22 protein-coding genes are annotated in these 26,471 nt (G+C 67.8%); 5 read left to right on the forward strand and 17 right to left on the reverse strand.

The window, feature by feature from the left end; genetic code table 11:
* Window positions 1-6: 6 nt before the first annotated feature.
* The 6 genes from AC1RHV_RS01910 to AC1RHV_RS01935 all read right to left on the reverse strand — a co-directional run bounded on the left by AC1RHV_RS01910 (window position 7) and on the right by AC1RHV_RS01935 (window position 7,930).
* Window positions 7-2,580: a PEP/pyruvate-binding domain-containing protein gene (locus AC1RHV_RS01910; RefSeq protein ID WP_492299636.1), complete on the reverse strand. Its 2,574-nt coding sequence runs from the start codon at window positions 2,578-2,580 to the stop codon at window positions 7-9.
* Window positions 2,577-3,227 carry a TetR/AcrR family transcriptional regulator gene (locus AC1RHV_RS01915; protein WP_492299637.1) on the reverse strand — a complete coding sequence of 217 codons (651 nt, stop codon included), beginning with the start codon at window positions 3,225-3,227 and terminating at the stop codon, window positions 2,577-2,579. Before AC1RHV_RS01915 ends, AC1RHV_RS01910 begins: the two co-directional genes overlap by 4 nt.
* Window positions 3,228-3,308: 81 nt before the next feature.
* Window positions 3,309-4,466, reverse strand: coding sequence for an NAD(P)H-dependent flavin oxidoreductase (locus AC1RHV_RS01920; RefSeq protein ID WP_054456816.1), 1,158 nt, complete (start codon window positions 4,464-4,466; stop codon window positions 3,309-3,311).
* Window positions 4,467-4,648: 182 nt separating this feature from the next.
* A complete protein-coding gene (locus tag AC1RHV_RS01925; protein ID WP_119451124.1) occupies window positions 4,649-6,037 on the reverse strand; it encodes a tripartite tricarboxylate transporter permease in 1,389 nt (462 codons plus the stop codon).
* On the reverse strand, window positions 6,034-6,519 hold the full coding sequence (locus AC1RHV_RS01930) for a hypothetical protein (protein ID WP_054456818.1): 486 nt from the start codon (window positions 6,517-6,519) through the stop codon (window positions 6,034-6,036). Before AC1RHV_RS01930 ends, AC1RHV_RS01925 begins: the two co-directional genes overlap by 4 nt.
* A gap of 121 nt (window positions 6,520-6,640) precedes the next feature.
* Window positions 6,641-7,930: a hydroxymethylglutaryl-CoA reductase, degradative gene (locus AC1RHV_RS01935; protein ID WP_175160763.1), complete on the reverse strand. Its 1,290-nt coding sequence runs from the start codon at window positions 7,928-7,930 to the stop codon at window positions 6,641-6,643.
* Between the two features lie 131 nt (window positions 7,931-8,061).
* Here AC1RHV_RS01935 and AC1RHV_RS01940 point away from each other — a divergent pair, with 131 nt between their 5' ends.
* Entirely contained in the window at window positions 8,062-9,480 is a 1,419-nt protein-coding gene (locus tag AC1RHV_RS01940; protein WP_175180836.1) for an aminotransferase-like domain-containing protein, read from the forward strand.
* Here the strand turns inward: AC1RHV_RS01940 and AC1RHV_RS01945 are convergent.
* The 5 genes from AC1RHV_RS01945 to AC1RHV_RS01965 form a co-directional block, all read right to left on the reverse strand.
* Window positions 9,471-10,283 (reverse strand): anaerobic ribonucleoside-triphosphate reductase activating protein, encoded by an 813-nt coding sequence (locus tag AC1RHV_RS01945; RefSeq protein ID WP_175180837.1) that lies wholly within the window; start codon window positions 10,281-10,283, stop codon window positions 9,471-9,473. The two genes, AC1RHV_RS01940 and AC1RHV_RS01945, sit on opposite strands and share 10 nt — an antisense overlap.
* Window positions 10,249-10,431 (reverse strand): anaerobic ribonucleoside-triphosphate reductase, encoded by a 183-nt coding sequence (nrdD, locus tag AC1RHV_RS01950; protein WP_054456820.1) that lies wholly within the window; start codon window positions 10,429-10,431, stop codon window positions 10,249-10,251. Before nrdD ends, AC1RHV_RS01945 begins: the two co-directional genes overlap by 35 nt.
* Before the next feature lie 71 nt (window positions 10,432-10,502).
* A complete protein-coding gene (locus tag AC1RHV_RS01955; RefSeq protein WP_492299638.1) occupies window positions 10,503-12,497 on the reverse strand; it encodes a ribonucleoside triphosphate reductase in 1,995 nt (664 codons plus the stop codon).
* Between the two features lie 111 nt (window positions 12,498-12,608).
* The gene (locus AC1RHV_RS01960; protein WP_042793406.1) at window positions 12,609-12,959 is read right to left on the reverse strand and encodes a DUF3325 domain-containing protein; all 351 of its coding nucleotides are present in this window, start codon (window positions 12,957-12,959) and stop codon (window positions 12,609-12,611) included.
* Complete coding sequence (locus AC1RHV_RS01965; RefSeq protein WP_492299639.1) at window positions 12,956-14,563, reverse strand: PepSY-associated TM helix domain-containing protein; 1,608 nt, start codon at window positions 14,561-14,563, stop codon at window positions 12,956-12,958. Before AC1RHV_RS01965 ends, AC1RHV_RS01960 begins: the two co-directional genes overlap by 4 nt.
* Before the next feature lie 288 nt (window positions 14,564-14,851).
* Between AC1RHV_RS01965 and AC1RHV_RS01970 the strand changes: the two genes are divergently transcribed.
* The 3 genes from AC1RHV_RS01970 (at window position 14,852) to AC1RHV_RS01980 (ending at window position 18,576) form a co-directional block, all read left to right on the forward strand.
* Window positions 14,852-15,466, forward strand: a complete 615-nt coding sequence (locus AC1RHV_RS01970; RefSeq protein WP_054456822.1) for a hypothetical protein — start codon at window positions 14,852-14,854, stop codon at window positions 15,464-15,466.
* Between the two features lie 9 nt (window positions 15,467-15,475).
* A complete protein-coding gene (locus tag AC1RHV_RS01975) occupies window positions 15,476-17,869 on the forward strand; it encodes a catalase (protein WP_119451127.1) in 2,394 nt (797 codons plus the stop codon).
* A 152-nt stretch (window positions 17,870-18,021) separates the two neighbouring features.
* On the forward strand, window positions 18,022-18,576 hold the full coding sequence (locus AC1RHV_RS01980; protein ID WP_233564586.1) for a lipid-binding SYLF domain-containing protein: 555 nt from the start codon (window positions 18,022-18,024) through the stop codon (window positions 18,574-18,576).
* 23 nt (window positions 18,577-18,599) lie between these two features.
* Here AC1RHV_RS01980 and AC1RHV_RS01985 read toward each other — a convergent pair whose 3' ends face one another.
* A complete protein-coding gene (locus tag AC1RHV_RS01985; protein WP_119451129.1) occupies window positions 18,600-19,580 on the reverse strand; it encodes a Bug family tripartite tricarboxylate transporter substrate binding protein in 981 nt (326 codons plus the stop codon).
* Window positions 19,581-19,594: 14 nt separating this feature from the next.
* The gene (locus AC1RHV_RS01990) at window positions 19,595-21,016 is read right to left on the reverse strand and encodes a M20 family metallopeptidase (RefSeq protein ID WP_492299640.1); all 1,422 of its coding nucleotides are present in this window, start codon (window positions 21,014-21,016) and stop codon (window positions 19,595-19,597) included.
* A gap of 118 nt (window positions 21,017-21,134) precedes the next feature.
* Here AC1RHV_RS01990 and AC1RHV_RS01995 point away from each other — a divergent pair, with 118 nt between their 5' ends.
* Window positions 21,135-22,046: a LysR family transcriptional regulator gene (locus AC1RHV_RS01995; protein ID WP_054456827.1), complete on the forward strand. Its 912-nt coding sequence runs from the start codon at window positions 21,135-21,137 to the stop codon at window positions 22,044-22,046.
* Between the two features lie 33 nt (window positions 22,047-22,079).
* On the opposite strand, the gene AC1RHV_RS02000 is transcribed toward AC1RHV_RS01995, so the two are convergent.
* The 4 genes from AC1RHV_RS02000 to AC1RHV_RS02015 form a co-directional block, all read right to left on the reverse strand.
* The gene (locus tag AC1RHV_RS02000) at window positions 22,080-23,054 is read right to left on the reverse strand and encodes a Bug family tripartite tricarboxylate transporter substrate binding protein (protein ID WP_119451131.1); all 975 of its coding nucleotides are present in this window, start codon (window positions 23,052-23,054) and stop codon (window positions 22,080-22,082) included.
* Between the two features lie 114 nt (window positions 23,055-23,168).
* Window positions 23,169-24,317 carry an FAD-dependent monooxygenase gene (locus AC1RHV_RS02005; protein WP_492299641.1) on the reverse strand — a complete coding sequence of 383 codons (1,149 nt, stop codon included), beginning with the start codon at window positions 24,315-24,317 and terminating at the stop codon, window positions 23,169-23,171.
* On the reverse strand, window positions 24,314-24,790 hold the full coding sequence (locus AC1RHV_RS02010; protein WP_054456830.1) for an acyl-CoA thioesterase: 477 nt from the start codon (window positions 24,788-24,790) through the stop codon (window positions 24,314-24,316). Before AC1RHV_RS02010 ends, AC1RHV_RS02005 begins: the two co-directional genes overlap by 4 nt.
* Complete coding sequence (locus tag AC1RHV_RS02015; RefSeq protein ID WP_054456831.1) at window positions 24,777-26,465, reverse strand: AMP-binding protein; 1,689 nt, start codon at window positions 26,463-26,465, stop codon at window positions 24,777-24,779. Before AC1RHV_RS02015 ends, AC1RHV_RS02010 begins: the two co-directional genes overlap by 14 nt.
* Window positions 26,466-26,471: the final 6 nt, after the last annotated feature.

Raw genomic sequence — 26,471 nt, forward strand, 5'->3', positions numbered from 1 at the left:
GGGCTTCTACGAGTCGGATGCGCCCAGGCTGGAAGCGGCTGCCAGCCGCCGCACCGTGCCGCGCGACGCGTCCACTTCCAGGACGTCGCCGGTTGCGACCTGCCGCATGATGCCTTGCACATTGACGATAGCCGGTATGCCGAACTCGCGCGCCACGATGGCGCCGTGCGACAGGTAGCCACCCGCCTCCATGACCAGGGCCCCGGCCCGCAGGAACAGCGGCGTCCAGGCCGGGTCGGTGGACGCGGCGACCAGGATGCCGCCGGCCGGCATGGCCAGTCCTTCGGAGGGCGAGCGGGCGACGAAAGCGACGGCCCGCGCATGGCCGCCCGCGGCAGGCGTGCCGCGCCAGGATCCGGCGGCGCCGGCATCGGCAGGCGCGGGGGGCGGCATGTCCGTGGCGGCGCCTGCGGCATCTTCGGCGATGACGTCCTGATCGGGGGTCGCGGTCCAGGACTCCAATTGAGCGCGGCGCAGGGCGGCGCGGCGGCCCGCGGCGGCGGGCGTCAGCCTGGCGTCGGCCAGAGCGAAGAGTTCGGCCGCATTCAGGTGGAAGATGTCGTCCGCGGCGGCCAGGCCGTCGGCGTGGACGTAGCGGCGCCCCAGCGCCAAGGCGTTCTGGCGCGCGGCGGCAAGATAGGCCACCAGTACGCTGCGCGCGGCCTCGCGCTGCCTGCCCTCGATGCGGGCAGCGGCCAGCAGACGGGCGATCAGCGGGCGCTGCCAGAAAGGTAGCGCCGCGCGCAGGCGCAACCGGGCCTGGCTTGCGGCGCTGTCCTGCCGGGCGCGCAGCGCCGCAGGGTCGGCGTCGGTCAACTGCCGCACGCTGTCCAGCAGATAGCCGGGGTCCTCGCGCCAGCGCGGGTTGCGCAGATAGGTTTCATAAACGGCGCGATGGCCGTATTGGCGCAGGAAGTCCGCGAAGGCTTGCTTGAAGGGAGCTCCATCCGGCAAGGCGCGCTGCCAGCCGGCGCTGTCGCGCAGGGGATCGCGCAGCCACTCCATCACGCTTGCGTCGCCGGCGGCCAGCTTGGCCAATGCCATGAGGGCATAGCTTTGCGCCGCGGTCACGCTGGGTTCGCCGCCGGCCATCAACGCGGCCGTGAGCGCATGGCCTTCGCCCGGGCAGGCTTTCTCCACCAGTTCCAGCAGCTTGTGCAGCGCGCCGCCGCCCGAGCCCTGCAGGAAGAACAATTGATCCGCCGCCAGCACCGTGTGGAACTGTTCCCGCAGGCGCGCGCCCAGCGCGGCGTTGGACGCGGGCGCGGGCTCGTCCAGCCAGGCCTGGGCGCGGGCGAACAGGCGCGGCAGGTCCTGTTCCGCCTGCTTGCGCAAGGGGGCTGCGCGGCGCAGGTAGCGCAGGATGCGCGCGCCATGCCGCAGGCGTTGCGCCAGCGTCAGGGGCGTCACTGCGATTTCGGGCTGGGGACCGCCCAGCAGCGCGTTCATGGCTTTCGGCGGCACGCCCAGCGCGTCGTAGCCCAGCCATTGGATGACCGAGGCGTCCAGATAGACCCGGCCCTGGAACAGCGCCGCCAGCCGCACGCCCGGCAGGGTGGAATAGCCGCTCAGTTCAAAGCCCGTGGTCAGCATGCGCTGCGCCATGACGCGCCCCGTATCCCATTCCAGCGCCGACATGGCCAGCGGCAGCACTTCGCGGGTGTTGCCGCGCGACCAATAGGCTGGCTGCGCGCGCAGCGCCGGATAGGTGTGGCGCGCCGCCGCGGTGATGGGACGGGCCTGCACGATACAGAAGCGCCGCCCATCCCAGACCCATTCGATGTCGTAGCCGCCGCCGGCATAGTCCAGCGCGCGCGCCGCGTCGCGCACGATATCGCCCAGGGTTTCGGCCTGCGCGTCGCTCAGCACGGCCTGGGCAGCGCGCGCGGCCGGCGTCGGAGCAAGCAAGGTGCCGGCGCCTTCCGCGGCCTGGCTGGCGTGGCGCTTGGCGCCGATGCGCCGGCCGGCCAGCGGCCAAGCCTGGCGCAGATAGTCTTCGCGCAGGCGGTACTCGTCGCCTTGCGCCGCGCCGTCGACCAGCGACTCGCCCAAGCCCCAGTTGGCGTGGATGACCATCTCGTCATGCCGCCCCGACACGGGATCGAGGGTGAAAGCGATGCCCGAGGCGACCGCGTCGATCAGCGGCATGACGACCACGGCCATTCCGGCCGGGTTCAAGCCGAGCTTCTGCCGGTAGGCGCAGGCCTGCGGCGTCCATTGCGAATCCCAGACCTGCCGGACCGCGTCGATCGCCGCATCCGCGCCGCGCACGTTCAGGCAGGAAAGATGGATCCCCGCGAACGAGGCGCCCGCGGAATCTTCCTGTGGCGCGGACGAGCGCAAGGCCAGCGGCCGTTCGAGCCAGCCGCGCGCGGCCAGTTCATCGCGCAGCGCCTGGGCGACAGCGGGCGGCAATGCCTGGCCCGGTTCGCGAGCCAGGCTCAACGCTGCCGGCAGCACGAAGCCGTCGGGCACCGGCACGCCCAGTTGCGACATGCGGCCCAGCTGCCAGCCCTTGCCGCCGGCCGCTTGCGGGCCGGCCAGGGCGGCGGCGGCCCAGTCCAGCGCGGCGGCGCTCATGCCGCCGCCTCGGGCGTCACGCCGCGCACGAAGAGGCTGATGGCGGCATCGAACTCTGCCTTCAGGCTGCTGCGGGGCTGGTCCAGCCAGCGCAGCATCGCGCCCAGGTACAGGAATTGCAGCTGATGGGCCAGTTGTCCGGCGTCCAGATCGGTCCGCGCCTGGCCTGCCGCCTGCGCCTCTTCGATCAGCGCGGTGTACAGCGCCTGCATGCCGCTGCGCGGGTAGCGGCCGTCGTCGCGCGCGCCGGGCTGCAGCGTGGATAGCCGGTAGCGCAAGTACGGCCCCAGATAGGTCCGATGCGATTCGGACCAATGTGCCGAAGCATGCAGTATCCGCGTCAGGCGCTGTGCGAGGGTGGGCAGGGCGCGCAGCGCGGGCTGCAGTTCCCGCAGGCTCGCCGCCAGTTCGCCATGGAAGCGGTGCGCAAGCAGGGCTTCCTTGACCGGAAAATGGTTGTACAGCGTGCCCTTGGAAACATCCGCCTGCGCGGCGATCTGTTCCATGGTGACCACGTCATAGCCCAGGGTCTCGAACAGGCGCCAGGCGGTTTGCGCCAAGTGGTCCAGGGTCTGCAAGCGCTTGCGTTCGCGGCGCCCGGCTTCGGGTGCGGCGGATTCGGATGGGGATAGGGCGGAGGTATCCATGGGCGGAAATAATTGAACGACGAATAATATTGTACGTCGTTCAATTATTTTAGGAAGCCCCCGCGTTTGGGCCGACCTGTCTCAGGCGGAGGCGGGCATCTCGCCGTGCAGCAGGTAGTCCATCAATTCACGCACCGAGCGCATGGCGCTGCCGAACGGCAGCTTGGACGCGCCGCGGAAGAACAGGCCGCGGCTGACCTCGCCGCGCATGGCGGCCGCCAGCTTCAGGTCGATGCAGAATTGTCCGAAGCGCGCCAGGCCGTCGCGCAATCCGCATTGCGTCAGGCAGTCCATGCGCTGGCTGCAGCGGCGCGCATCGCAGCGGGTGTTGGCTTGCAGGGTCTTTTCCTGCCGCAGATAGCGCGTCAGCCAGGGCGTTTCCACGGCGCGGGCGGGCAGGCCGGCCACGCTGGTGAATTCGGCCAGCTTGTCCGGATCGGCGTCAATCAGCACCCGCTTGAAGTTCTCATGCGCGTCGCCTTCGCTGGTGACGGCAAAGGCCGTGCCGACCTGCACGCCGTCGGCGCCGTTGGCCAGCCAATGGCGCACCTGCTCGTGGCTGCCCACGCCGCCCGCCACGATCAGGCGGGGCGCATCCGAACCCAGCGCCAGTTCCTGGAACAGCTTGTGGCAATCGGCCAGCACATGCTGGAAGTCGAAGCGCTCGCTGTGCACGTCATCCAGCCGGGCCGCGCCCAGATGGCCGCCGGCGTAGCCAGGGTGTTCGATCACCACGGCATCGGCCATGCGGCCCTTTTTCATCCATTTCTTCAGCACCACCGCCACGCCGCGCGCCTCGGACAGAATGGGCACCAGCGCTACCTTCGGGTAGTCGGCCGTCATCTCGGGCAGGTCCAGCGGCAGGCCCGCGCCCATCACGATGGCGTGGGCGCCGCTTTCGCAGGCCTGGCGCACCAGGGCGGGATGGTCGCGCACCGCCTTCATGACGTTCACGGCCACCAGGCCGCGGCCTTGCGCGGTGTCCAGCGCGGCGCGCACCTCGCGGTCCAGCGCGACCTGGTTGGCGCTGTCGATGACGTCGCGATCATGGCAGCGTTCGGTTTTTTCCAGCAGGTCGGGATGGTGGTGGCGCAAATCCACACTGGCGATGGTGCCCATGGCGTTCTGGCTGGCGACCGCGCCGGCCAGGCGATGGGCGGATACGCCGACGCCCATGCCGCCCTGGACAATGGGCAGCAATTCGCGTCCGGCGAGGGTGAGTGATTTGAACCACGTCATGATGAGTCTTTCCTCTTTTCAAGTGGAAAGAGGCTAGAGCAAGGGAGTTCGCGTCGCCTTGCGCAGGATCAAGCGGCGAACAATGGAGGGCCCGGCTTAGGCGCAGGCCCACCGCCGGGCCCCAAGGTGGGCCAGCCCCTTCGGGGGGCAGCTAGCCCCGCAGGGGCGCGGCGTGGGGGCCATTAGCCTAGCAGCTTGACGATTGCCGGCACCGACAGCACGGCGGTGTAATAGCCCATGAACTGCACGCCCGTATTGAAGCCGAACAGGCGCGACAGCAGGCCGCCGATCAAGCCCATGGTCAGGATCACCAGCAGGCCGAGGAACTGGCCTTCCCAGATGCTGATGACGATGATCAGGCCGACGAAGGTGGCGATGATGGCTTCATGGCTGACCTTGCGCGACACGAAGAGCGCGGCGCGGCGTGCGAAATTCATCGCGAACGGATAGGACACGACCGCGGCCAGCAGCACCGCCAGCATGCCGTAACCCAGGAATTCCCAGTGGTTGAGCAGATTGTGCAGGTTGTGGGTCTGGCCCGATGCGGCATCCACCGTGAAGCGCGGCGGCGCGTTGAAGAGCGGCGCGGCCGGGCCGGCGGCAACCGGGCTTAGCGGCAGGCCGAAGGCGATCAGCGGGATCAGCGCCTCGGCGATGTAGGTGGCCTCGGTCACGCCGTTGCGCGCGCTCAGCACCGTCGTCAGGCGGTGGTAGGCATGCTTGATGCGCGAGCCGACCAGTTCCCCCAGCACCACGGTCATGGCCACGGGGCTGAACACGAAAGTGGCGCTGGAGATCGCGGCCGTGGCCAGGGTCCAGCGCGTCTGCGTGCGGTCCATGACCTTCAGCGGGTTGGGAAAATAGCCCGACCAGCCCTTGACGTCGGGCGCCAGCGAGAACGTGCGCACCTTGTCGCGCATCATGCGCGAGCGGCCCTGGGGCGAGATCACCGTGAACAGATCCGCGATCAACGGGCCGATGGCGATGCCCAGGAAGTAACTGATGCTCAGCTTGACGCCGTACTTGGCCGTGAGGCTTTGCAGCGCGATGATGACCACCACGAAGGGCACCAGCAGCGCCACGGCGGCCCAGCGTCCGGCCGAGAAATAGGCGATCAGCACCGCGGCGGCCAGGAAGATCCAGGGCGCGGACTTGGTGATGGCGGCGCCGAACGGAGCCAGCAGCACCGCGAACAGCACGGCCAGGGGCACGGCCACGAAGGCCGCGACGATGGCGCCGGACACCATCTTGCGCAGAGCGATGTGCGGCACGCCCAGCTTGCGCAGCATGTTCGCGTCCTGCAGCAGCGGCGTGGCCAGCGTATCGCCCGGGATGCCGAGCAGGGCCGTGGGCACTGCGTGCGTCATGTGTTTGGCGACCGCGCCGGCCAGGAAGAAAGTGAATACGCCAGCGGGCGGCACGCCCAGCAGTACCACCAGCAGGGTCAGCGGCGCCAGCGTGGTGGTTTCGTCGGTGCCGGACACCAGGCCGATGGCCGCGAACACCACCGCGCCCAAAAGCCCCATCGCGGCGGCCACCATGATTTGTTCAAGCAGGATGGGGTCGCTCATGCCAGCGCCTCCTTGCTTGGGCCGGCCTGCGCTGCCGCGGCGGGTTGCGGTTGCGCGGGTTGGGCGGCGGCTTCGGCGAACAGTTCGTACAGACCCAGTTCCTTCAGTTCGCGCTTGGTGGGTTCAGGCAGGTCCGCCAGGGAGCCCAGGCCGCCCGGTTGCTCGGCCAGTTCAGCCAGGACTTCGGCGCGCCAGGCAGGATCATGGGCGGCGCTGTGTTCGATGACTTCGCGCTTGGGCGGAAACAGCCGGGCGCAGATCACGCCCGCCAGCACGCAGCCGGCCAGGCCGGCCAGCATGGCGTAGGCGTGAGCAAGTTCGGGTGATGCCACGATGCCGCGCAGCCAGCGGCTGGCGGCGTAGAAGCCCGCCACGCTGATGACGATGCCGAGGCCGATGGCCCAGGCCAACTGGCGCAGGTCCACCGTGTCGCTCCAGACTTCCGCCAGGCGCCAGGAGGGCGCCGGGGTGCTTGGTTTCATGTCTCTCTCCTCTGTGGTCGGGCGGCATCCGGGGAGTCCGTGCGCCGCCTCTGTCGTTGTCCAGGGCCCGCGAGGGGCGCCTGTCGCTGCATGCAAAGCCGCCTGACCTTGCGGGACAAACTCATCGCGGGTTGCGCAGTTCCTCCAGCAAGGCCAGCGCGCGGTCGGTGCGGACGTCTTTTTCCGCAGCCATGCGCTTGGCGACCGCATCGATCTCCGCGCCCGTCGCGCCGGCCACCAGCGCGATGTTGCGGGCGTGCAAGGCCATATGGCCGCGCTGTATGCCTTCGGTGGCCAGTGCGCGCAGCGCGCCCAGGTTCTGCGCCAGGCCCACAGCCACGGCGATTTCGCCCAATTCCTGGGCGGAGCGCAGGTCCATGATCTTCAGCGCCACCTGCGCCAGCGGATGCGTCTTGGTCGCGCCGCCCACCAGGCCCACCGGCATCGGCATTTCTATCGTGCCGACCAGCGCGCCCGAATTGTCTTTCTCCCATTGCGTCAGCGAGGTGTAGCGTCCCGAGCGGCTGGCATAGGCGTGGGCGCCGGCTTCGACCGCGCGCCAATCGTTGCCGGTGGCAACGATGACGGGGTCGATGCCGTTCATGATGCCCTTGTTGTGCGTGGCGGCGCGGTAGGGATCGACGGCGGCGAAGGTGTAGGCGTCCAGCACGCCCTCGATGATCTCGGCGCCGCTGCGCTCTTTGGTGTCCAGGACTTGCGGCGTGAGACGCACGCGGGCGCGGGCCAGGCGCAGGTCCGCCAGGTTGGACAGGATGCGCAGCCGCACCGAGCCGCCGGTGATTTGTTCGACCAGCGGCGCCACGGCCTCGGCCATGGTATTGACCGTATTGGCGCCCATGGCGTCGCGCACATCCACGATCAGATGCATCACGATCATGGGACCGCGCGGCGTGTCGGGGAATACATGGACCTCGATGTCCTGGCAGCCGCCGCCCAGCTCGATCAGCACCTTGTCGCGGCTGTTGGCCAGCGTGACGATGCGTTCGCGCTCGCGCAGCAACGCCAGGCGCGCCCCTTGCGGGTCGCCCAGTCCCAGCACCTGCACCTGCGCGCGCATCAGCGGGCGGGTACTGGAGGTTTCGAAGCCGCCGCATTCGCGCGCCAGCTTGGCCATGTAGGATGCGGCCGCCACCACCGAGGGCTCTTCGACCGCCATGGGCACCAGCACGTCGCGGCCATTGACCTGGAAATTGCCGGCTACGCCCAGCGGCAGCTCGAACGAACCGATGACGTTCTCGATCATGCCGTCGGCGCGGTCCAGACCAAGCGCGCCCGGTTGGGCAAGCAGCGCGCGCTCCGCGGGCGTGAGCGCGGCGGCGTCGGCGATGGCTGTCAGGCGTTGCGCGGGGGTCAGGGCGCGGAAGTTGGGCAGGCGTGAATCGGCCACGATGAGGTGTCTCCGTATAAGAATCAAGTGGCCTGATTCTAGGTAAACTGTACCGCTATTGAGAGGTACAGTTTTGGCAAACAGTACCATTGCACTGCACCAATTCTGATAGTCCAGCCAACAGGAATACGCGCGTGGAAGCAGCACACACCGGCGGCAGGCCCCAGCGCGCCGCGCCCATCGCCGAAAGCCTGGCCAAGTTGATCGGCCAGCAGATTGCCGATGGCCTCTACCGGCCGGGCGACAAGCTGCCGTCCCTGCGCGAACTGGCGCAGTTGCATCGCTATGCGAAGAACACGGTGGTGGTGGCGTTTGAAATGCTGGTGGCGCAAGGCTTGGTGGAACCGCGGCGGGGCTCGGGCTTTTTCGTGCTGGAGACGAAGTTCGCGCGCCAGGCTGCGGAAGAAGAGCCAGGGCAGTTGAGCCGCGCCATGGACATCGTGTGGCTGATGCGCGAACAGCTCAAGACCCAGCCCGACGCCGTGGCCGTGGGGGACGGCTTTCCGCCCGTGGAATGGCTGGCGGACATGCGCATGGACCGCTATCACCAGAAGGTGGTGCGCACCGGGTTGGGCGCCTTGTTCCGATACGGCAGCCGCTTCGGCTATGCGCCGCTACGCGAGAGCCTGGTGCGCAAACTGGGCGACGTGGGCATCAACGCGGCGCCGCCGCAATTGGTGCTGACACATGGGGCGAACGAAGCCATGGATCTGGTGATCCGCTATTTCGTGCCGCCGGGCGCCGCCGTGCTGGTGGACAACCCCGGCTACTACCCTCTGTTCGGCAAACTGAAGCTGGCCGGCGCGCGCATGCTGGGCGTGCCGCGCCTGGCGGACGGCCCCGACGTGGCTGCACTGGAAGCGCTGCTGCAACGCGAAAAGCCGCGCCTGTTCTTCACCCAGTCGCTGGCGCACAACCCCACTGGCTCGGACATCTCGCTCGCCAAGGCCTACAGGGTCCTGCAACTATCCGAACGCTACAACCTGACGGTGGTAGAGAACGATCCGCTGGCCGATTTCAAGCCCACCTCGGCCGTGCGCCTGTCGGCGCTGGATCAGCTGGAACGCACGATCTACATAGGCAGTTTTTCAAAGTCCTTTTCGGCTGCGCTGCGGGTGGGCTTTATCGCATGCAACGCGGCCCTGGCCAGCGATCTGGCCGACCTGAAGGCGCTGGTGCATGTCAGCAGCTCAGAGTATTGCGAACGCATGGTGGACGTGATGCTGCGCGAAGGGCACTACGAACGGCATCTGGTCAGGCTGCGCCAGCGGCTGGAGGCGGCGACCGGCCATGCCTTGCAGGTGCTGGACGCGCTCGGCGCCGGGGTATACACCCGGCCGACCAGTTCGCTGTACCTGTGGTCGACCTTTCCGGGTGTAGAGGACTCCCTCAAGCTGGCGGCCGATTTGATACCCGAGAAGGTCACCATGGCGCCGGGGCGCGTGTTCAGCGTGGATCCCACGGCGGTGTCGCCGTGGTCCCGCTGCAACGTGGGCGCGGTGGGATCGCCTCGTTTTCTGGCCACCATGCGGCAGCACCTGGCTCAGCGATAGGCGAACTCCTCGAACCATTGCATCAGCAGCGCCAGGGCCGGCGAGCTTAGCGCGCGTACCGGCGGCGCATCGGGCGAGCGGCGCGCGCCTTGCACGGCAAAGCGGCGCACGCCGCGACGCGCCAGCTCGCGGGCCAGGGTCAGCAGCCGGGTCTCGTCCAGCCAGTCCGGGTGCCAGGTGATGCGGCACTCGAAGTCGATGTCGGCCGCCAGCAGTTGCGTCAGGCAGGCCAGCGCGGGGCGCTGTGAATCGCGGCGGCCGGTGATGTCGTCATAGCCCTGGGCATCGGCCTTGATGTCCAGGCCGATCCAGTCCAGATGGCGCAGCACGTCGGCCAGGCGTAGCGGATAGATGCCGGCGGTATGCATGCCGACGCGGTAGCCCATGCGCCTGACGTCGCGGATCATCTGCGGCAGGCGCGGTTCGCTCAAGGGCTCGCCGCCGGAGAAAACAATGGCGTCGAGCAGGCCCTTGCGCGTCTCCAGGAAGGCGCGGACCTCGCGCCAGTCGTAGCGGGCGGCGCGGGTCTGGAGCTCGACGTTATGGCAATAGTGGCAGCGCCAGGGGCAGCCCGAAATGAATACGACCGCCGCCAGTTGCCCGGGCCAGTCCACGGTGGAAAACGGCACCAGCCCGCCGACGGCATGCGAATGCCGGGGCAAGGGCTGGGCCACCGGTTGCGGCGCGGCCGGGTAGGCCGGGCGCGCCGTCAGCCGCCGCGTGCCCGGGCCGCAGCCCGTGGCTGACGCGGCGGCTCGCGTGGCGCCCTCAGGCGCGGCGTTCGACGAAGAAGCGGCGTTCATTGAATTCGCCCTGTTTGCCGGTGTTGAAGGAAGTGACGGGGCGGTGGTAGCCCATGACGCGGGTCCAGATCTCGCAGCGCACGCGCTGGCTGTCGTCCAATTGCGCGGCGGGAGCGGTGGTGACTTCGGGAGCGATCAAGGTTTGCATGGCGGTTCCTTATGGAGTGGATGCCGGGCGGTTGCCCGGCGGTCCGGTCCGGGGCCTGTCGTTTACAGGTCCTAGGCCGGGGTGCAGCATGCCGCTTGCTTGGCCAGCAGTTCGGCATCGCATTTCGGGCAGAACTCATGGTGCCCCGCCAGATAGCCATGGTTGGGGCAGATGGAGAAGGTCGGCGTGACCGTGATGTAGGGCAGCCGGAAGTTCGACAGTGCGCGGCGCACCAGCTGCTTGCACGCGGCGGAAGAAGAAACCGCTTCGTTCATGTACAGATGCAGCACGGTGCCGCCGGTGTACTTGCCCTGCAGCGTTTCTTGCAGTTCCAGCGCATGGAAAGGATCGTCGGTGTGGCCGACCGGCAGCTGGCTGGAATTGGTGTAGTAGGGCTGCGTCTCGCTGCCCGCCTGCAGGATGGCGGGATAGCGCTTCCTGTCTTCGCGGGCGAAGCGGTAGGTGGTGCCTTCGGCGGGCGTGGCTTCCAGGTTGTACAGGTGGCCGGTCTCTTCCTGGAACGCGGTCATGCGGTCGCGCACGCGGTCCAGCAAGCGCACGGCCAGGGCATGGCCCGCGGCGGTGGTGATGTCCTCGGCGTCGGCCGTGAAGTTGCGGACCATCTCGTTGATGCCGTTCACGCCCAGCGTGCTGAAGTGATTGCGCAAGGTGCCCAGGTAGCGGCGGGTATAGGGGTAGAGGCCTTGATCGATATAGCGCTGCACCACCTTGCGCTTGGTTTCCAACACGTCGCGGCCCAGTTCCAGCAGGTGGTCCAGCCGCTGCATCAGCCGTGCTTCGTCGCCGCGGCAGATGTAGCCCAGGCGCGCGCAATTGACCGTCACCACGCCGACCGACCCCGTCTGCTCGGCCGATCCGAACAGGCCGTTGCCGCGCTTGAGCAGTTCGCGCAGGTCCAGCTGGAGGCGGCAGCACATCGAGCGCACCATGTGCGGCTCCAGGTCCGAGTTCAGGAAGTTCTGGAAATAGGGCAGGCCGTAGCGCGCTGTCATCTCGAATAGGCGCTCGGTGTTGGGGTGGTCCCAGTCGAAGTCGGGCGTGATGTTGTAGGTCGGGATGGGGAAAGTGAACACGCGGCCCTTGGCGTCGCCAGCCATCATGACTTCGATGTAGGCGCGGTTGATCATGTCCATCTCGGTCTGCAGGTCGCCGTAGGAGAAGGGCATTTCCTCGCCGCCGATATACGGGATCTGGTCCTTCAGGTCCGGCGGGCAGGTCCAGTCGAACGTGAGGTTGGTGAAGGGCGTCTGCGTGCCCCAGCGGCTGGGCACGTTCAGGTTGTAGATGAGTTCCTGCATGGACTGCTTCACGTCCGCGTACGTCATGGCGTCGCGGCGGATGAAGGGCGCCATGTAGGTGTCGAAGGAGCTGAAGGCCTGCGCGCCGGCCCATTCGTTTTGCAACGTACCCAGGAAGTTGACGATCTGGCCGATGGCCGCGGACATGTGGCGTGGCGGCGTGGCTTCGACCTTGCCGGGGATGCCGTTGAAGCCTTCCGTCAGCAATTGGCGTAGCGACCAGCCGGCGCAATAGCCGCTCAGCATGTCCAGGTCATGGATGTGGATGTCGCCTTCGCGATGGGCGCGGCCCGCCTCGGGCGCGAATACGTTGGACAGCCAGTAGTTGGCGGTGACCTTGCCGGCCACGTTCAGGATCAGGCCGCCCAGGCTGTAGCCCTGGTTGGCGTTGGCGTTGACGCGCCAGTCGCGCTGGTCCAGGTATTCCTCCATCGCGCTTTCCACGTCCACCAGCGTGTGGCGCAGCGCGCGCAGCCGGGCGTGCTGTTCGCGGTGCACGATGTAGGCGCGCGCAGTGCGCCAATGGCCGGCCTGCACCAGGGCTTCTTCCACGCGGTTCTGGATGGTCTCGACGCCCGGGCAGGGGTTGCCTTCCAGTGCGGCGATGACGGTGTCGGTCAAGGCCTGCGCGCCCGCCAGGTCCAGTTCTCCCGTGCTGTTGCCGGCCGCCGCCATGGCTTGGGCGATCTTGTCGCGGTCGAACTCCGCGACCCGGCCGTCGCGCTTGAGGATGTGCTGGATATGCATGACTGACACCATATGTAGTAGGGTGTGAAAACTCTACCACCACATATGGTGCGGACGCCGCCCGGCACCGCCTGGATATCAGGCTTGCTTGATGCGCGTCAAACCTGCGCTTCAGAAGCCGATGCCGACCCCGGCCAGGGATATCGCCACGGCCAGCGCCGCGGTGCGGGCTGCCGGACGCGGCGCCCACGACAGCATGCCGACCCAGAGCAGCGCGCCGGCCGACAGCCAGCCCAGCCAGGCCACTACGCCTACGGTGTTGCCCCAGAGTCCCACGCAGGGCAGTAGCGCCAGCGCCAGCAGCAGCACGCCGGCGCCGCGCAGCACGCGGGTATGGCCGGCGGAGGGATCGCGTCCCCAGACCTGGTCGTAATGGCGCGGCATGGCCAGGCTCAGGCAGGCCATGCCTGAATAGGTCAGCAGCAGCGCCATGGAAATCGCGTACAGGTCGTTGGTGTTCATGCGGCCGCCTCTGCGTCACTGCGGGGATTGCGCCGGATGGGCGCGGATGCGGGCCGTCGCCACAACAGCAGGGCCGCCCAGCCCGATAGTACGCCGAATGCGGCGGACGTCAGTTCGACGCCCGCGCTCTCCCAATCGCCGCGCGCGATCTGCGCTGCCGGATGGTCGCCCAATGTGACGAACGATAGCGCCGGCAGCAGCAGGCACAGCGCGGACAGCAGGACCAGTTGCGAGATCCAGGCGCGGCGCGGGCTGCACAGCCAGGCATGCGCCAGGGTCAGCGCCCACACCAGGAAGAAGCAGCGCAACTCCCATAGCGCGCGGTTTTCCAGCGCCACGGGCAGCAGGCGGTTGGCCCAGAGGTAGCCGATGCAGGCGATCGCCAGCCCGGCCAGCGCGGCCACGTTCAGGCCTTCTATCAGCCGGTACATGCGCGCCGTCGCGCTGCCGAATTCTCCGCCATGCTTGGCGCGGCGCTTGACCATGAATAGCAGCGCGCCGGTACCCATCATGGCCGCGCCCGCCAGGCCGCAGATGAAGTACAGCCAGCTGACGGCCAGTCCGCCGAACTTGGACATGTGCAGGTCGCTCATGACCTGGAACGCCAGGGCCGGCGCGCCGCCATGCACGCCGCCCGCGGGCCGCAGGCGCAGCAGTTCGCCGCTGGCGGAGAACTCCGCCATGCCCGTGGTGGCGCTGATATTGCGGAAGGTGTCGGCGTCTTCGTTCCAGCCGTAGACGCCGATGCGCATGGAGCTATCTTCGGGATTGTTGATGACGATGGCGCGCGCCGTCTGCCCGATCAGTTGTTCGCCGCGGGCCACGATGGGTTCGAGCGCCGGCATGGCCAGCGCCACACCCGTGCGCGAGGGACGCTCCTCGCCGGACAGTTCGGCCAGATAAAGGCGGCTGGCCTGGGGACCCGGGCCGTAGGTGGCCGTGACGGGGGCGGGCATCAGTATCGCGCTCGAAATCACGATGCCCGTGTAGGCGATCATGAATTGGAAAGGCAGGGTCAGCACCGCCACGGCGTTGTGCGCATCCAGCCAGGACCGTTGGCCCTTCCTGGCGCGGAAGGTGAAGAAGTCCTTGAAGATGCGCTTGTGCGTGACCACGCCGGAAATCAGCGCGACCAGCATCGCCATGCTGGCGAAGGCAACGATCCACAGCCCCAGGCCGGCGTTGTGCAGCGTGTAGTGGAAGTTCACGAAATGCGTGCCGCCCATCGTCGCGCGGCCTTCGGCGTCGTGGTGGTCCGCCAGTTCGGCGCCCGTGTCGGGGTCGAGTTCGGCATCCGCGTACTGGCCGTTCTGGTCGAACCAATAGGCCGTCAGGCCGTTGTCGTGAAAGCGGTCCACCGGCCAGATTTCCCACATGCCGGCGCCCGCATGGTTGCGCGCCATATAGTCCACCGCCAGTTCCAGCCGGCGCGCGCGGTCCACCGGAACGCTTTCCTTTTGCGCAGCCTGCGCTTCCGCCTCCTGGTGCTCGGGTGTCATCCAGTGCGTGATGGGTTCGGAGAAGACGGCCAGCGATCCCGTCAGGAAGATGGCGAACAGCAGCCAGGAAAACCACAGGCCGACCCAGGTATGGAGCCAGGCCATGGATAGGCGGAAACCGGATTTCAGGACGAGCCTCTTTCTTGTTGGCGCCGCCGCGAGCCGGGCGGTCTGATTTTATTGAGAATGGTTCCAATTCTAGTCTAAATGGGGACGAGGTTGTCCCTGCCGTCGGCCTTGTATTTTTTGCCGCGCAAGCGGCATCCGCTCCGAGCTGCCGCAGGCAATCGCCATCGCGCGGGCCGGGCACGGCGATTGCTGGGTAGGCGCTCCATCCGCATATCCGCCGCGGGCATGCGCGGATGCCCGCAAGACATGAAAGAGGAGCGCCACATGAAACGCAAAGCTGCAAACGCCTCGCAGATCGAGGAATTGCTGTACCAGGCCCTGGAAACCGAAATAGGCGGCCTGGCCGTGTATGAAACCGCCGTGTCCTGCGCGGTGAACGAGGACCTGAAAAAGGAATGGCTCGGCTACCTGGAAGAAACCCGCACGCATCGCCGGGTGCTATTGACCGTATTCGAGCAACTGCGGCTGGATCCGCAGGCGCAGCCGCCGGGCCGCCAGGTCGTGCGCCATATCGGCGAGGCATTGGTCAAGGCCATGAAGATGGCGATCAGCGCGGGCGATCCGGACGCGGCCCAACTGGTCGCCACCGAATGCGTGGTGCTGGCCGAGACCAAGGACCACGCGAACTGGTCCCTGATCGGCGTGATTGCCGAGCAGCACAGCGGCGACGAGGCCAAGGTATTGAAGCAGGCGTATGACGCCGTGGCCACCGACGAGGACCACCACCTTTATCACACGCAGGGCTGGTCGCGCGAATTGTGGATCCAGTCGCTGGGCTTGCCGGCGGTGCTGCCGCCGCCCGAAGAGGTCAAGCAGGTGGAGACCGCCATCGGCGCATCGCGGGCCGAGCAGGCGCGCGGCAAGATGTTGAGCCACTAGGAGATTGCGATGCCAGCCAAGAAAGCAGCAGGCAAGGGCGGCGCAGGCGCGGCCGTGGACACGGCCTACCTGAATACGGACAGCGGCCCCGCGTCCGGACCCGCGGGCAAGCCCAGCCATCCGGCGCTCAAGCGCGCCGCGGCCGTGGGTGATACGGCCGCCGCGATTCCCCACAATGCCGGCAAGGCGGCGGAGTACGGTGAAGCAGGGGCGCGGTGCCCCTATGCCGGCGCGCACGTCGCGGCAGCGGATCCTTCCGCGACGGCCAGTTCGCTGTCCGAAGCCGAGACCTCGGCCAAGACCGGGGGCGCGGCCGCGGCCGGCATCAACGCGGCCGACGGCCGGCTGGAACGCGTGCGCGCGGATTCAAGCGGACAGATGCTGACCACCAACCAGGGCGTGCGCGTCAGCGACAACCAGCACTCGCTGAAGGCGGGTTTGCGCGGGCCGGCGCTGCTCAAGGACTTCATCCTGCGCGAGAAGATCACGCATTTCGACCACGAGCGGATTCCCGAGCGCATCGTGCATGCGCGCGGTTCGGCGGCCCACGGCTACTTCGAATGCTACAAGCCGCTGACCGACCTGACCGCGGCCTCTTTGTTCGCCGAAGCCGGCAAGCGCACGCCGGTGTTCGTGCGTTTTTCGACGGTGGCAGGCGAGCGCGGCTCCAAGGACACGGCGCGGGACGTGCGCGGTTTCGCCGTGAAGTTCTATACCGACGAGGGCAACTGGGATCTGGTCGGCAACAACATGCCGGTCTTCTTCATCCAGGACGCGATGAAGTTCCCGGACCTGGTGCACGCCGTCAAGCCCGAGCCGCATCATGGCATGCCCCAGGCCGCGTCCGCGCACGACACCTTCTGGGACTTCGTGTCGCTGATGCCGGAGTCCACCCACATGCTGATGTGGCTGATGTCGGACCGCGCCATCCCGCGCAGCTACCGGATGATGCAGGGCTTTGGCGTGCACACCTTCCGCTTCGTCAACGCCGCGGGCGAGTCGCGGTTGGTGAAATTCCATTGGAATCCGCTACTTGGCACGCATTCGCAGGTCTGGAATGAAGCCGTGAAGGTATCCGGCGCGGACCCTGACTTCCACCGCCGCGATCTTTGGGAGGCGATCGACGCCGGCAATGGCCCGCAGTGGGAGCTGGGCGTGCAGGTATTCACCGAGGAGCAGGCCGAAGGCTTCAGCTTCGACGTGCTGGACGCCACCAAGATCGTGCCGGAGGAACTGGTGCCCGTCGTGCCGGTGGGGCGGATGGTGCTGGACCGCAATCCCGACAACTTCTTCGCCGAGACCGAGCAGGTCGCCTTTTGCGCTGCCCACATCGTGCCGGGCCTGGACTTCACCAATGACCCGCTATTGGCCGGGCGCATCCATTCCTACGTGGACACGCAGATTTCGCGGCTGGGCGGCCCCAACTTCCATGAAATCCCGATCAATGCGCCGCTTGCGCCCGTGCACAACAACCAGCGCGACGGCATGCATCGCCAGGCCATCCATCGCGGCCGCGTGGCCTACGAGCCCAACTCGCTTGCCGGCGGCTGTCCGTTCCAGGCCGGCATGGATGGCTTCGTGTCGTTTCCGGAGCCGGAGACGGGCGACGAACTGCGAGGGCATCCTGAAAAATTCGCCGAGCATTACAACCAGGCGACGCTGTTCTACGACAGTCAGGCAGACTGGGAAAAACGCCACATCGCCGACGCCTATGCCTTTGAATTGAGCAAGGTCACGGTGCCGGCGGTGCGCCAGCGCATGGTCGCGTCGCTGCGCAACGTGTCCGAAGAACTGGCGCAGGGCGTGGCCGACCAGTTGGGCATGGCCTTGCCCGCGCCCTTGCCGCGGGCGATCGAGCGTCCGCCCAAGCCGGAAGTCGAGGTGTCGCCGGCATTGTCATTGGCCGCGCGCCCTGGGGATGGCGGCATCGCCACGCGCAAGGTCGCAATCCTGGTGGCGGAGGGCGCGGATGGCAAGAGCGTGTCCGCCGTAGCCCAGGGGCTGATCGCGGCGGGCGCCATCGTGCGGCTCGTCGGGCAGCGCATCGGGCCCGTCCCGGCTGCCGGGGGCGGCACGCTGGATGCCGATGCTTCCCTGGACAACCATCCTTCGGCGCTGTTCGATGGCGTGGTTGCGGCGGGCGGCGAGGCTGCGGTGGCCCGCCTGGAATCGGACGGACGCGCGCTGGAGTTCCTGCGCGACGCCTATCGCCACGGGAAGACTTTGATGGGCATGGGCGAGGGCGTGCAGCTGCTTGCCGCGGCGGGCCTGTCCGCCGATACGGCGGATGGCGGACTGCTAAGGATGGACGCGGCGGCCGCCGCCAAGAGCGTGACCGCCTTCATCGAAGCCCTGGGCCGGCATCGCCACCCGGAAAGGGAAACCACGCCGCCCAGGGTTTGATGCCGCCGCTGCGGCCAGGTGCATGTGTATCTTGACAAGGCATCGGCGCCTGCCAATACTGATCCGGCAAGTCGGGGCGAGCGCGTCGGGCGCTTGCCGTCCTTTTCCTTTCGAGATCAGGGGGCTGTATGCGTCGCGCGTCCGTTTTGCCTATGAGTATCCGCGGCTGGCTTTGGGCCAGCCTTTTTTTGTGGGTCGCCTGTATCTGCCTGGCGCCGCAGGCCAGGGCGGAGTCCGCGGCCGAGCTCAGCCGTGAAGCGCAGAGTGCGCTGGATCGCCTGTACCAGCAGGAACCCAAGACGCGTGTACTGGGCAACAAGGCGGTGGGCGTGCTGGTGTTTCCCCGCATTCTGAAGGGCGGCCTGCTGGTCGGCGCGGAAACTGGCGACGGCGCGCTCATCCGTCGCGGCAAGGTCCAGGCCTACTACAACATATCGGCCGTATCGTTCGGTCTTCAGGCCGGCGCGCAGGAGTTCAGCTATGCGCTGTTCTTCATGAACGAGCCGGCGATGCGGTACCTGGACCAGAGCGACGGCTGGTCGCTTGGCGCCGGCCCCAGCCTGGTCGTGGTGGATGACAGCTATGCCGCCAGCATTACCACCACCACCCTGAGCCAGGATGTCTATGCCGTGCCATTCGGCGGACAGGGGCTGATGGCGGGCATGGGCCTGGAAGGGTCCAAGATCACCCGCACCCAACCGGACTGAGGCCAGGCGTCAAGCTGCCGCGGTTAGTCCAGCGTGATGCCGGCGCGGGCCGCTACTTCGGAAAAGGTGTGCAGTTCCTTCGTGATCTGCGCCTTGAATGCCGGCCCGGGCAGATAGACCGGATCCAGCGCCAGGTCCGCCACCGATTTGCGGACCTGCGGATCCTCCATGATTTCCGCCACGGCGCGGCTCAGGGTATCCACCACAGGGGCCGGCGTGCGCGCCGGCGCCACCAGCGCGTACCAACCCACGAAAGAAACGTCCGCCATGCCGGCTTCCGCGAAGGTCGGCACGTCGGGCAGTTGCGGCATGCGGCGTTCGCCCGTCACGGCCAGCGCGCGGATCTTGCCGGCGCGGACCTGCGGCGCGGCGGAAGACACGGTGTCCACGCCCAGGTCGACCTCGCCGCCTATCATGGCCGTGACCAGCTGCGCGCTGCCCTTGTAGGGCACCGGCAACATCTTGGCGCCCGCGGCCTCGGCGTACATCTCGCCCGCCAGGTGTGGCGCGGATCCGGGACCGAAGGTGCCGTACATCAGGCCGCCCTTGGCGCTTTGCTGCCGGGCCAGCGCCGCCGCTTCCTGCGCAGTGCTGGCCGCAAGGCCGTTCTTGGCCAGCAGCACCACGGGCGCCATGGCGACGATGGCGATGTGTTCATAGCTCTTTTGCGGGTCGTAGGGCAGCCCGGGCTTGAGCGCCGGCAGCACGGTATAGGTGGTGCTGCCCGACAGCATCAGGGTGTAGCCGTCAGGCTGCGCGCGCGCCGCCGCTTCCGCGCCGATCACGGTGGATGCGCCGGGGCGGTTCTCCACGATGACCGGCTGGCCGAACTTGCCGGACAGCTTGTTGGCCAGCAGACGCGCCACGGCGTCGGTCGCTCCGCCCGGCGTGAAGGGTACGACGATCTTGATTGCCTGTTCAGGATAGGCGGCTTGGACGCCGCCCGCATGCGCGGCGGCGGCAAGGCTTGCGGCGGCCAGGGCGGCGCGGAGTTTGACGTTCATGTCGGAGATTCCGGTCAGTTGGCGTTGGAAGACGGGCGCGCAGCCGCCTGGCGCAGGGCGCTGCCCTGATCGCCCAGGTCCCAGTACAGGCCAGCCATGATGGCCAGCCCCTCGCGGGCGACGCTGCCCAGCAGGTGTTCGTTGGGCGCGTGCTGGGCGCAAGCGGGATAGGAATGCGGCACCCACAATGTGGGCAGTCCCAATTGGTCGGCGAAGATGTCGTTGGGCAGCGAGCCGCCCAGGTTGGGCAGCAGCGCCGGCCGCTTGCCGGTGCTGCGTTCCAGCGAGGCCGCGGCCCAGCGCACCCAGGGATTGTCGGGCGACAGACGGGTGGCGCCGGCCTGCATGCCGATGCGCACCTGCACGTCCTCGAAGCCCGCCGCGCTCAGGTGTTCCCGCACGTGCGTTTCCAGCGCGCGCCAGTCCGTGCCGACCACGAAACGCAGCTGGCACCAGGCCACGGCCTCGGGCGGTATGGCGTTGACCGGCTTGGCCGGATCGCCGGCGCCAAAGGTCAGGACGTCCAGGCTGTTCCAGCCGAACACTTTTTCGGGCGCGCTCAGCCCGGGTTCGCCCCACCACGCGTTGATGTCGGGGTCGTCTTCGCCGCCGCCGACTTCCAGGTCGGCCAGCGCCCCGGCCACCGCCTCCGGGATGGGGGGCGGGCGCAGGCCGGGCACCGTGATTCGGCCGCACGCATCGACCAGCGTGGCGATGGCGTGCGCCAGCACGATGGCGGGGTTGGCCAGCAGGCCGCCCCAGTTGCCCGAGTGGTAGCCGCGTTCGCGCGCGCGCAGTTTCAGTTCGAAGTTCACCGCGCCGCGTGAGCCCATGAACAGGGTGGGACGCTGCGCGCTCAGCCGCGGGCCGTCGCTGGCAATGAAGACATCCGCCGCCAGCGCCTCGCGCTGTGCCTCGCAGAAGGCGGCCAGTCCGGGGGAGCCCGCTTCCTCGCCGGTCTCGATCAGCCAGGTCGTGTTGAAACCGAGCCTGCCGCCGCGCGCGGCGATGACCTGGCGCAAGGCTTCCAGATTGATGCTGTGCTGGCCCTTGTTGTCGGCGGTGCCGCGTCCGTACCAGCGGTCGCCTTCGACCTGCAGGAGCCAGGGATCGCGGCCGGCTTCCCACTTGGCGGCGTCGCCGCGCACCACGTCGCCGTGGCCGTACATCAGCACCGTGGGCAGACCGGCCTGCTCGATGCGGCGCGCCACCAGGATGGGCAGGTCGGCGCCCGAGGGGTTGGGGTGCACCTCACAGGCGAAGCCCAGTTGCTGGAGCAGCGGAACCAGTTCTTCGTTCAGGTAGGCATGCTGGGCCGGCGCCTGGTCGGGCACTTCGCTTTCCGTCGCGTAGGCGACGCGGCGGGCCAGCGCGGCATGCAGGTCGCCGTTGTCGTAGGCTTGAACGGCTTGGAGCAGGGCTTGTTCGCGTGTCACTTCGGTGCCTGGGATGGGATGCAGAGGGAGGCACAAAGTTATTACGCTTCACTACATGCCACAATTAGATAATTAGCATTCTTTCATTGCCATAAAGGCATGGATAAGAGGGGCCGCCATGATTTCGCTGGGCTTGAGGTATTTTCTGGAGGTCGCGCGCTGCGGTTCCATCGCGGGCGCCGCGGCGGCACAGCACGTGGCGGCTTCTGCCGTCAGCCGGCAGATCGCCAAGCTGGAGGACGGGCTGGGCATCGCGCTGTTCGAGCGGCAGGCGCGCGGCATGGAGCTGAGCGAAGCCGGCCGCCAATTGGCGGCCTACGCCAATGCCGCCGCCCTGGAAGCCGAGCGCGTCACCACCGAGATCCGCCAGCGCGGCCACCTGGGCGACGTGACCATACGCCTGGCCTGCACCGAGGGTTTCGCCCACCGCTTCCTGCCCATGTGCATGGCCGAGTTCAAGCGGGTCAGGCCCGAGGCCCGTTTCCATTTGCACGTGGAGCGCCCCGAGGAGGTCAGCCGCCAGATCCTGGAGGGCCTGTCGCAGTTGGCGCTGCGCTACACCACCGCGCAGGACGACCGGCTCAAGACCGAACTGCTGGTGCGCGCGCCGGTCTATGCGGTCATGTGCCGCAACCATCCGCTGGCCAGCCGCCGCAGCCTTGGCGTGCGCGACCTGACCAAGGTGCCGCTGTCGCTGGGCGACCATGGCACTACGGTGCGGCAGCTGTTTGACGCGGCCTGCGCCAACGCCGGACTGCACATCGAGCCGGCCTACGTGTCCAATCATTCCGCGGCCTTCCTGCCCATGCTGCCGGGCAGCGACATCGTGGCGCTGTCGGGCTACCTGACGGTGCTGGGACAACGCGACGGCGAAGGCCTGGTCGCGGTGCCGTTCAGCAATCCGGAAATGCGGCAGCGGAGCATCCAGGTCCTGACCTTGCAGGGGAGGACCTTGCCGGCCCTGGCGCGCGAGTTCCTGGAGTTCATGGCGCAGCGGCTGACGGCCACGCCCAAGGCGCCGGAAGGGTAGCGGGGCCGCCGCGGGCGGCCCCGGGACTGCGCTTCAGTCCAGCGAGATATTGGCCTCTTTGACCACGGCCGCGAAGCGCGCCGAATCCGCGTCGCGGGCCTGGGCCAGCGCGGCGGCATCCTGCGGCCAGGCGTCGAAGCCATAGGTCTCGAAGCGCTTGCGCACCGCGGGCGTGACCACGGCCTGGGCAATGGCGGCGTTGATGCGCTTGACCACGGCATCCGGCGTGCCTTTGGGCGCGAAGGCCGCGACCCAGGTCTTCAACTCGAAGTCCTTGGGGCCGCCGGCCTCGCTGACCGTGGGCACGTCGGCGTAGGAACCGAGGCGGGACGGCGCCGCCAGCGCCAGCAGCTTGACCCGCTTGGCCTGGTACAGGTTCTGCACGGTGGCGGCCGTGCCGAAAGCCCAGTCGACCTCGCCATTGGCCACCGCCGTGTAGAGCTGGGCCAGGTCCTTGAAAGGCACGTGCGTCATGCTGGTCTGCGTGGCGGTCTGGAACATGGAGGTGCCCACATGCGCCACGCTGCCCATGCCCCAGGTGCCGTAGGTCAGCTTGCCGGGCTGGGCCTTGGCCGCGGCGATCAGGTCGGTGACGTTGTTCCAGGGGGACGAGGCCGACACCACCATGAAGAAATGCGTGGTGTAGATCGGCGCCACAGGGACGAAATCCTTGACCGGATCGAAGGGCAGATTGCGGTAGAGCTGCGGCTGCAGCGTCATGTGGGTGTTGTCCACCACGGCTAGCGAGTAGCCGTCGGGCGTGGCGCGCTTGACCTCGCCGATCGCCAGCCAGCCGTTGGCGCCGGGCTTGTTCTCCACGATAAGCGGCTGCTTCCAGGCCGCCGTGAGCTGTTCGCCCAGCATGCGGGCGACGGCGTCGGGGCCGCTGCCCACCGAATACGGCAGCACGATGCGCACCGGCCGTTCGGGGTACTTGTCGGATTGGGCCTGTGCCGAGGCGCAGGCCAGGGCGCCGGTCAGCGCCATGCACCAGAGAGTATTTTTCATGTCTCCTCCACTTTCCATGGATGGTTTTTGCGGCGCTTCCCCGCGCCGCTTATCGTCGGGGCCGCATGCGCGGATGCGCCGCGGCCGGGTACTTACAGCAAAAGGGTGCGTGGCTCAGGACACCGCTGCCGCCTCCGGGTGCAGCGCCTCGTAGGCGGCGGCGAAGCCGGGGTCGCGCTGGCGCAGGTCGTCGTGGCTGACCTGGCCCGTGCGGCGCATGTAGTCGTAGGCGAAGGACACGGGGTCCAGGTGCATCTTGTCGGCCACGTTCTCGTACCAGTCCAGGCTGCGCGCGGCGGCAGTCTGGAAATTGGCCGATGCCGGACGGCGCTGCGCCTCGAAATGCGCGAAGGCGGCCTGCGTGTCTTCCGGATGCTGGGTGAGGCCCTGGTGCAGCGCGATCGCGTCCTGCATCGCCATGCGGGTGCCGGAGCCGAGCGAGAAATGCACGGTGCGCAGCGCATCGCCCAGCAGGACGATGTTGCGATGCGACCAGCGTTCGTTGCGCACGATGTTGGCCTCGAACCAGAGGGAACGGTTGCCCAGCAGTTCGTTGGCGCCCAGGTCGGCGCGGAACACCTCGGCGCAATATTGGCGGCTTGCGTCCTCGCTGGCCGTGTCCAGGCCGGCGCGCTGCCAGGTGTCCGGGTCCACTTCCACCAGGAAGGTGCTGAGGTCCTTGCTGTACTGGTAGCTGTGCGCGATGAAGATACCGTGGTCCGTTTCGCGGAAGATCAGCGATACCGGATGAAAGCGCTGGCGTGTGCCGTACCAGGCGAACTTGTTGCGGCGGCGTTCGAAGCTGGGCCGGAAGTGTTCGGCGTACTGCTTGCGCACGGCGCTGTTGCTGCCGTCCGCGGCCACGACCATGTCCACTTCCGCGGCCAGCCGCTCCACGTCGTCGATCTGCTGTTCGTGCAGGATCTGGACGCCGGCCTCCACGCAGGCTTTTTCCAGGACTTCCAGCATGTCGATGCGGGCCGTGCGCGAGAAATGGTTGCCCTGGACCTGGACGCGGGCGCCTTGGTGGATGATCTCCATGTAGTCGCAGCGTTCGTGGTGCGCGACGAAGGCCTTGAAGAATTCGGGGTCGGCTTCGCGCAGGAAGGCCAGGCCGATGTCCGAGAACACCACGCCCCAGCCGTAGGTGGCGCCGCGCGGGTTCCGTTCGTAAACGGTGATTTCATGCTGCGGCGCATGCTTCTTGGCAAGTAGCGAAAAGTACAGGCCGGCGGGGCCCGCTCCGATGACAGCGATCTTCATTTGGCTTCACTCCTGTTTGCTTCGGCCTGCGCGCAGGCTTGCCGATATGACTGCAGCGCGCCGCGCAGCGCGGCGGGTACTTCGATGGCGCGCCGTTCGCCGCGCGCCACGCAGATCGGGGTCAGCCTGGCGTCGAACGCGGGCTGGCCCCGCACGCTGCCGGCGACGTGCAGGGTGTAGGTGCGGGTGCGGATTTCCTCGACCCTGACGCACATGTCGAATTCCTCGTCCGGCCACAGCGAGGCCTGGAAGTCGAACGACAGCGCGCGCGTCGGCGTGCCGAAGCCGTGCTCATCCTTGATGCGCTGCGGCGTGCCATTGAACAGGTGGCCGTAGAACAGTTCGGCGGCCGATAGCACGTATTCGCCGAACGTGACGGTGTAGACCACGCCCGCGGGATCGCAGTCGCCCCATTTGACGCGGCGGCGCACGATGAAAGGCGTTTCGCTCAGGACGTATTCAGTGCTGGTCATTGCCGTTCTCCCGGGCCTTGGCGGCTTCCTGGTTGAGCATTTCCGCGACGCTATGGCGCAGGGCCGCCTTGTCGAGCTTGCCGACCTTGGTGACGGGGAAGGCTTCGATCTGCTCGATGCGTTCCGGACACTTGTATTTGGCGAGCCCCTGGCCGGTGAGGAAGTCCGCCAGCTCCGTCAGGCCGGGCGCCGTGTGGCCGGGCCGGACGATGATGAAGATGCAGCCTTTTTCGCCATAGAAGGGGTCGGGCATGGCCACCAGGCGCGCTTCGGAAATGGCCGGATGCGCGCCCACCAGCGCCTCGACTTCCTCGCAGCCGATCTTCTCGCCGCCGCGGTTGATGTTGTCGCGCAGGCGGCCTTCGAAGGCGTAGCAGGTTGCGCCATCGACCACGCGCGCCGTCATCATGTCTCCGGTGCGGTAATAGCCGTCCGAGGTGTACGCGGAGGCGTTGGCCGCGGGAGCGTCGAAGAACCCGGGCAGCGTGGCGGGGCCGCGGAAGCAGAGTTCGCCCATCTGGCCTTCGGCCACTGGTTCCTCGGTGCCGGGCGCGAGCAGGCGGATGTCGTCCTCGGGACAGCCCGAGCGGCCTTGCGTATGGTGCCGTTCGTACTCGGACGCGTCGGCGGGCGAGCCCAGCAGCAATCCTTCCGTGATGCCGAACAGGTTGGAGCAGGGCACGTTCAGGTGCGCTTCAAGCCGGTCCGCGGCGCTCATGGTGATGAACAGGCGCAGGGACGACAGGTCGTAGTTCGCCAGGTCGGCGAAGGCCATGATCTGCGGCGCTATCGGCCCGATGGACATGGCGCGGGTGACGCGGTGGCGCTCGATCAGTTCCAGCATGCGTGGCACGTCGACCCGCGGCATCAGCACCGCGGACACGCCCATGGCGATGACGGGAATCAGCACATAGACCTGGGCCGCGTTGTGCAGCAAGGGCAGGGCCCAGATGATGCGGTCGTCGTCCTGCATCTTGTAGCGCCGGGCGCAGGCCAGTGAATGGCCCAGGTACTCGGCATGGAAGCGCGGGATGATCTTGGGCATGCCGGTCGTGCCGCCCGACAGCTGGAAGCTCAGCACGTCCTCGCAGCCGGGTCCTTGCTCGGCGAGGATGAGGCGGGCCTCGGCCAGCGGCATCGCATCCAGCAGCGCGTGCAGGGACACGCCATGCGGCGAGTCGCCGCGCGCCACGACCAGGTGCTCCAGCGTGTCGCTTGCGGCCAGCATGCCCGCGGCGAAGGCGGGCAGATCGAACTTGCCGAAGTCGGCCTGCACGAAATAGCCGCGGGCGCGGGTCTGGCGCGACAACTGGCCGATCTCCAGTTCGCGGTGCTGCGGCAGGGAACAGACGGGGACGATCCCCGCCTTGTAGCAGGCAAGCAGGGCCAACGCCGTTTCCAGCGTGGTGCCCATCTGGAAGATGGCGCGGTCCGCGGGCGCGAGGCCCAGCTTCAGCAGCGCGGCGGCCAGCCGGTCGGTCTGTTCGTCCAGCTCGCGAAAGCTCAGGCTGCCTTCGTCGATGATCAGCGCGGTGCGCTCGGGGCAGCGCTGGGCGGTGGCGTGCAGCGCCGCGCCGACGGTTGAAGGTTCCCAGGCGCCGCTGGCGAAGTACTGGCGCGCCCGCTCGGGGTGGTGGTAGATCACGCCCTCTATGGGGTGGCGTATATCTCGCATGATGGT

The sequence above is a fragment of the Achromobacter sp. GW823-FHT04E03 genome (assembly GCF_058796095.1).

Bases quoted from the DNA above. Each gene is read 5' to 3' on its own strand.
- AC1RHV_RS01925 (WP_119451124.1), bottom strand. From the start codon at position 6,037: ATGAGCGACCCCATCCTGCTTGAACAAATCATGGTGGCCGCCGCGATG.
- AC1RHV_RS01915 (WP_492299637.1), bottom strand. From the start codon at position 3,227: ATGGATACCTCCGCCCTATCCCCATCCGAATCCGCCGCACCCGAAGCC.
- AC1RHV_RS01975 (WP_119451127.1), top strand. From the start codon at position 15,476: ATGCCAGCCAAGAAAGCAGCAGGCAAGGGCGGCGCAGGCGCGGCCGTG.
- AC1RHV_RS01980 (WP_233564586.1), top strand. From the start codon at position 18,022: ATGAGTATCCGCGGCTGGCTTTGGGCCAGCCTTTTTTTGTGGGTCGCC.
- AC1RHV_RS01955 (WP_492299638.1), bottom strand. From the start codon at position 12,497: ATGCATATCCAGCACATCCTCAAGCGCGACGGCCGGGTCGCGGAGTTC.
- AC1RHV_RS02000 (WP_119451131.1), bottom strand. From the start codon at position 23,054: ATGAAAAATACTCTCTGGTGCATGGCGCTGACCGGCGCCCTGGCCTGC.
- AC1RHV_RS01945 (WP_175180837.1), bottom strand. From the start codon at position 10,283: ATGAACGCCGCTTCTTCGTCGAACGCCGCGCCTGAGGGCGCCACGCGA.
- AC1RHV_RS01920 (WP_054456816.1), bottom strand. From the start codon at position 4,466: ATGACGTGGTTCAAATCACTCACCCTCGCCGGACGCGAATTGCTGCCC.
- AC1RHV_RS02015 (WP_054456831.1), bottom strand. From the start codon at position 26,465: ATGCGAGATATACGCCACCCCATAGAGGGCGTGATCTACCACCACCCC.
- AC1RHV_RS02005 (WP_492299641.1), bottom strand. From the start codon at position 24,317: ATGAAGATCGCTGTCATCGGAGCGGGCCCCGCCGGCCTGTACTTTTCG.
- AC1RHV_RS02010 (WP_054456830.1), bottom strand. From the start codon at position 24,790: ATGACCAGCACTGAATACGTCCTGAGCGAAACGCCTTTCATCGTGCGC.
- AC1RHV_RS01985 (WP_119451129.1), bottom strand. From the start codon at position 19,580: ATGAACGTCAAACTCCGCGCCGCCCTGGCCGCCGCAAGCCTTGCCGCC.
- AC1RHV_RS01970 (WP_054456822.1), top strand. From the start codon at position 14,852: ATGAAACGCAAAGCTGCAAACGCCTCGCAGATCGAGGAATTGCTGTAC.
- AC1RHV_RS01995 (WP_054456827.1), top strand. From the start codon at position 21,135: ATGATTTCGCTGGGCTTGAGGTATTTTCTGGAGGTCGCGCGCTGCGGT.
- AC1RHV_RS01960 (WP_042793406.1), bottom strand. From the start codon at position 12,959: ATGAACACCAACGACCTGTACGCGATTTCCATGGCGCTGCTGCTGACC.
- AC1RHV_RS01965 (WP_492299639.1), bottom strand. From the start codon at position 14,563: ATGGCCTGGCTCCATACCTGGGTCGGCCTGTGGTTTTCCTGGCTGCTG.
- AC1RHV_RS01930 (WP_054456818.1), bottom strand. From the start codon at position 6,519: ATGAAACCAAGCACCCCGGCGCCCTCCTGGCGCCTGGCGGAAGTCTGG.
- nrdD (WP_054456820.1), bottom strand. From the start codon at position 10,431: ATGCAAACCTTGATCGCTCCCGAAGTCACCACCGCTCCCGCCGCGCAA.
- AC1RHV_RS01910 (WP_492299636.1), bottom strand. From the start codon at position 2,580: ATGAGCGCCGCCGCGCTGGACTGGGCCGCCGCCGCCCTGGCCGGCCCG.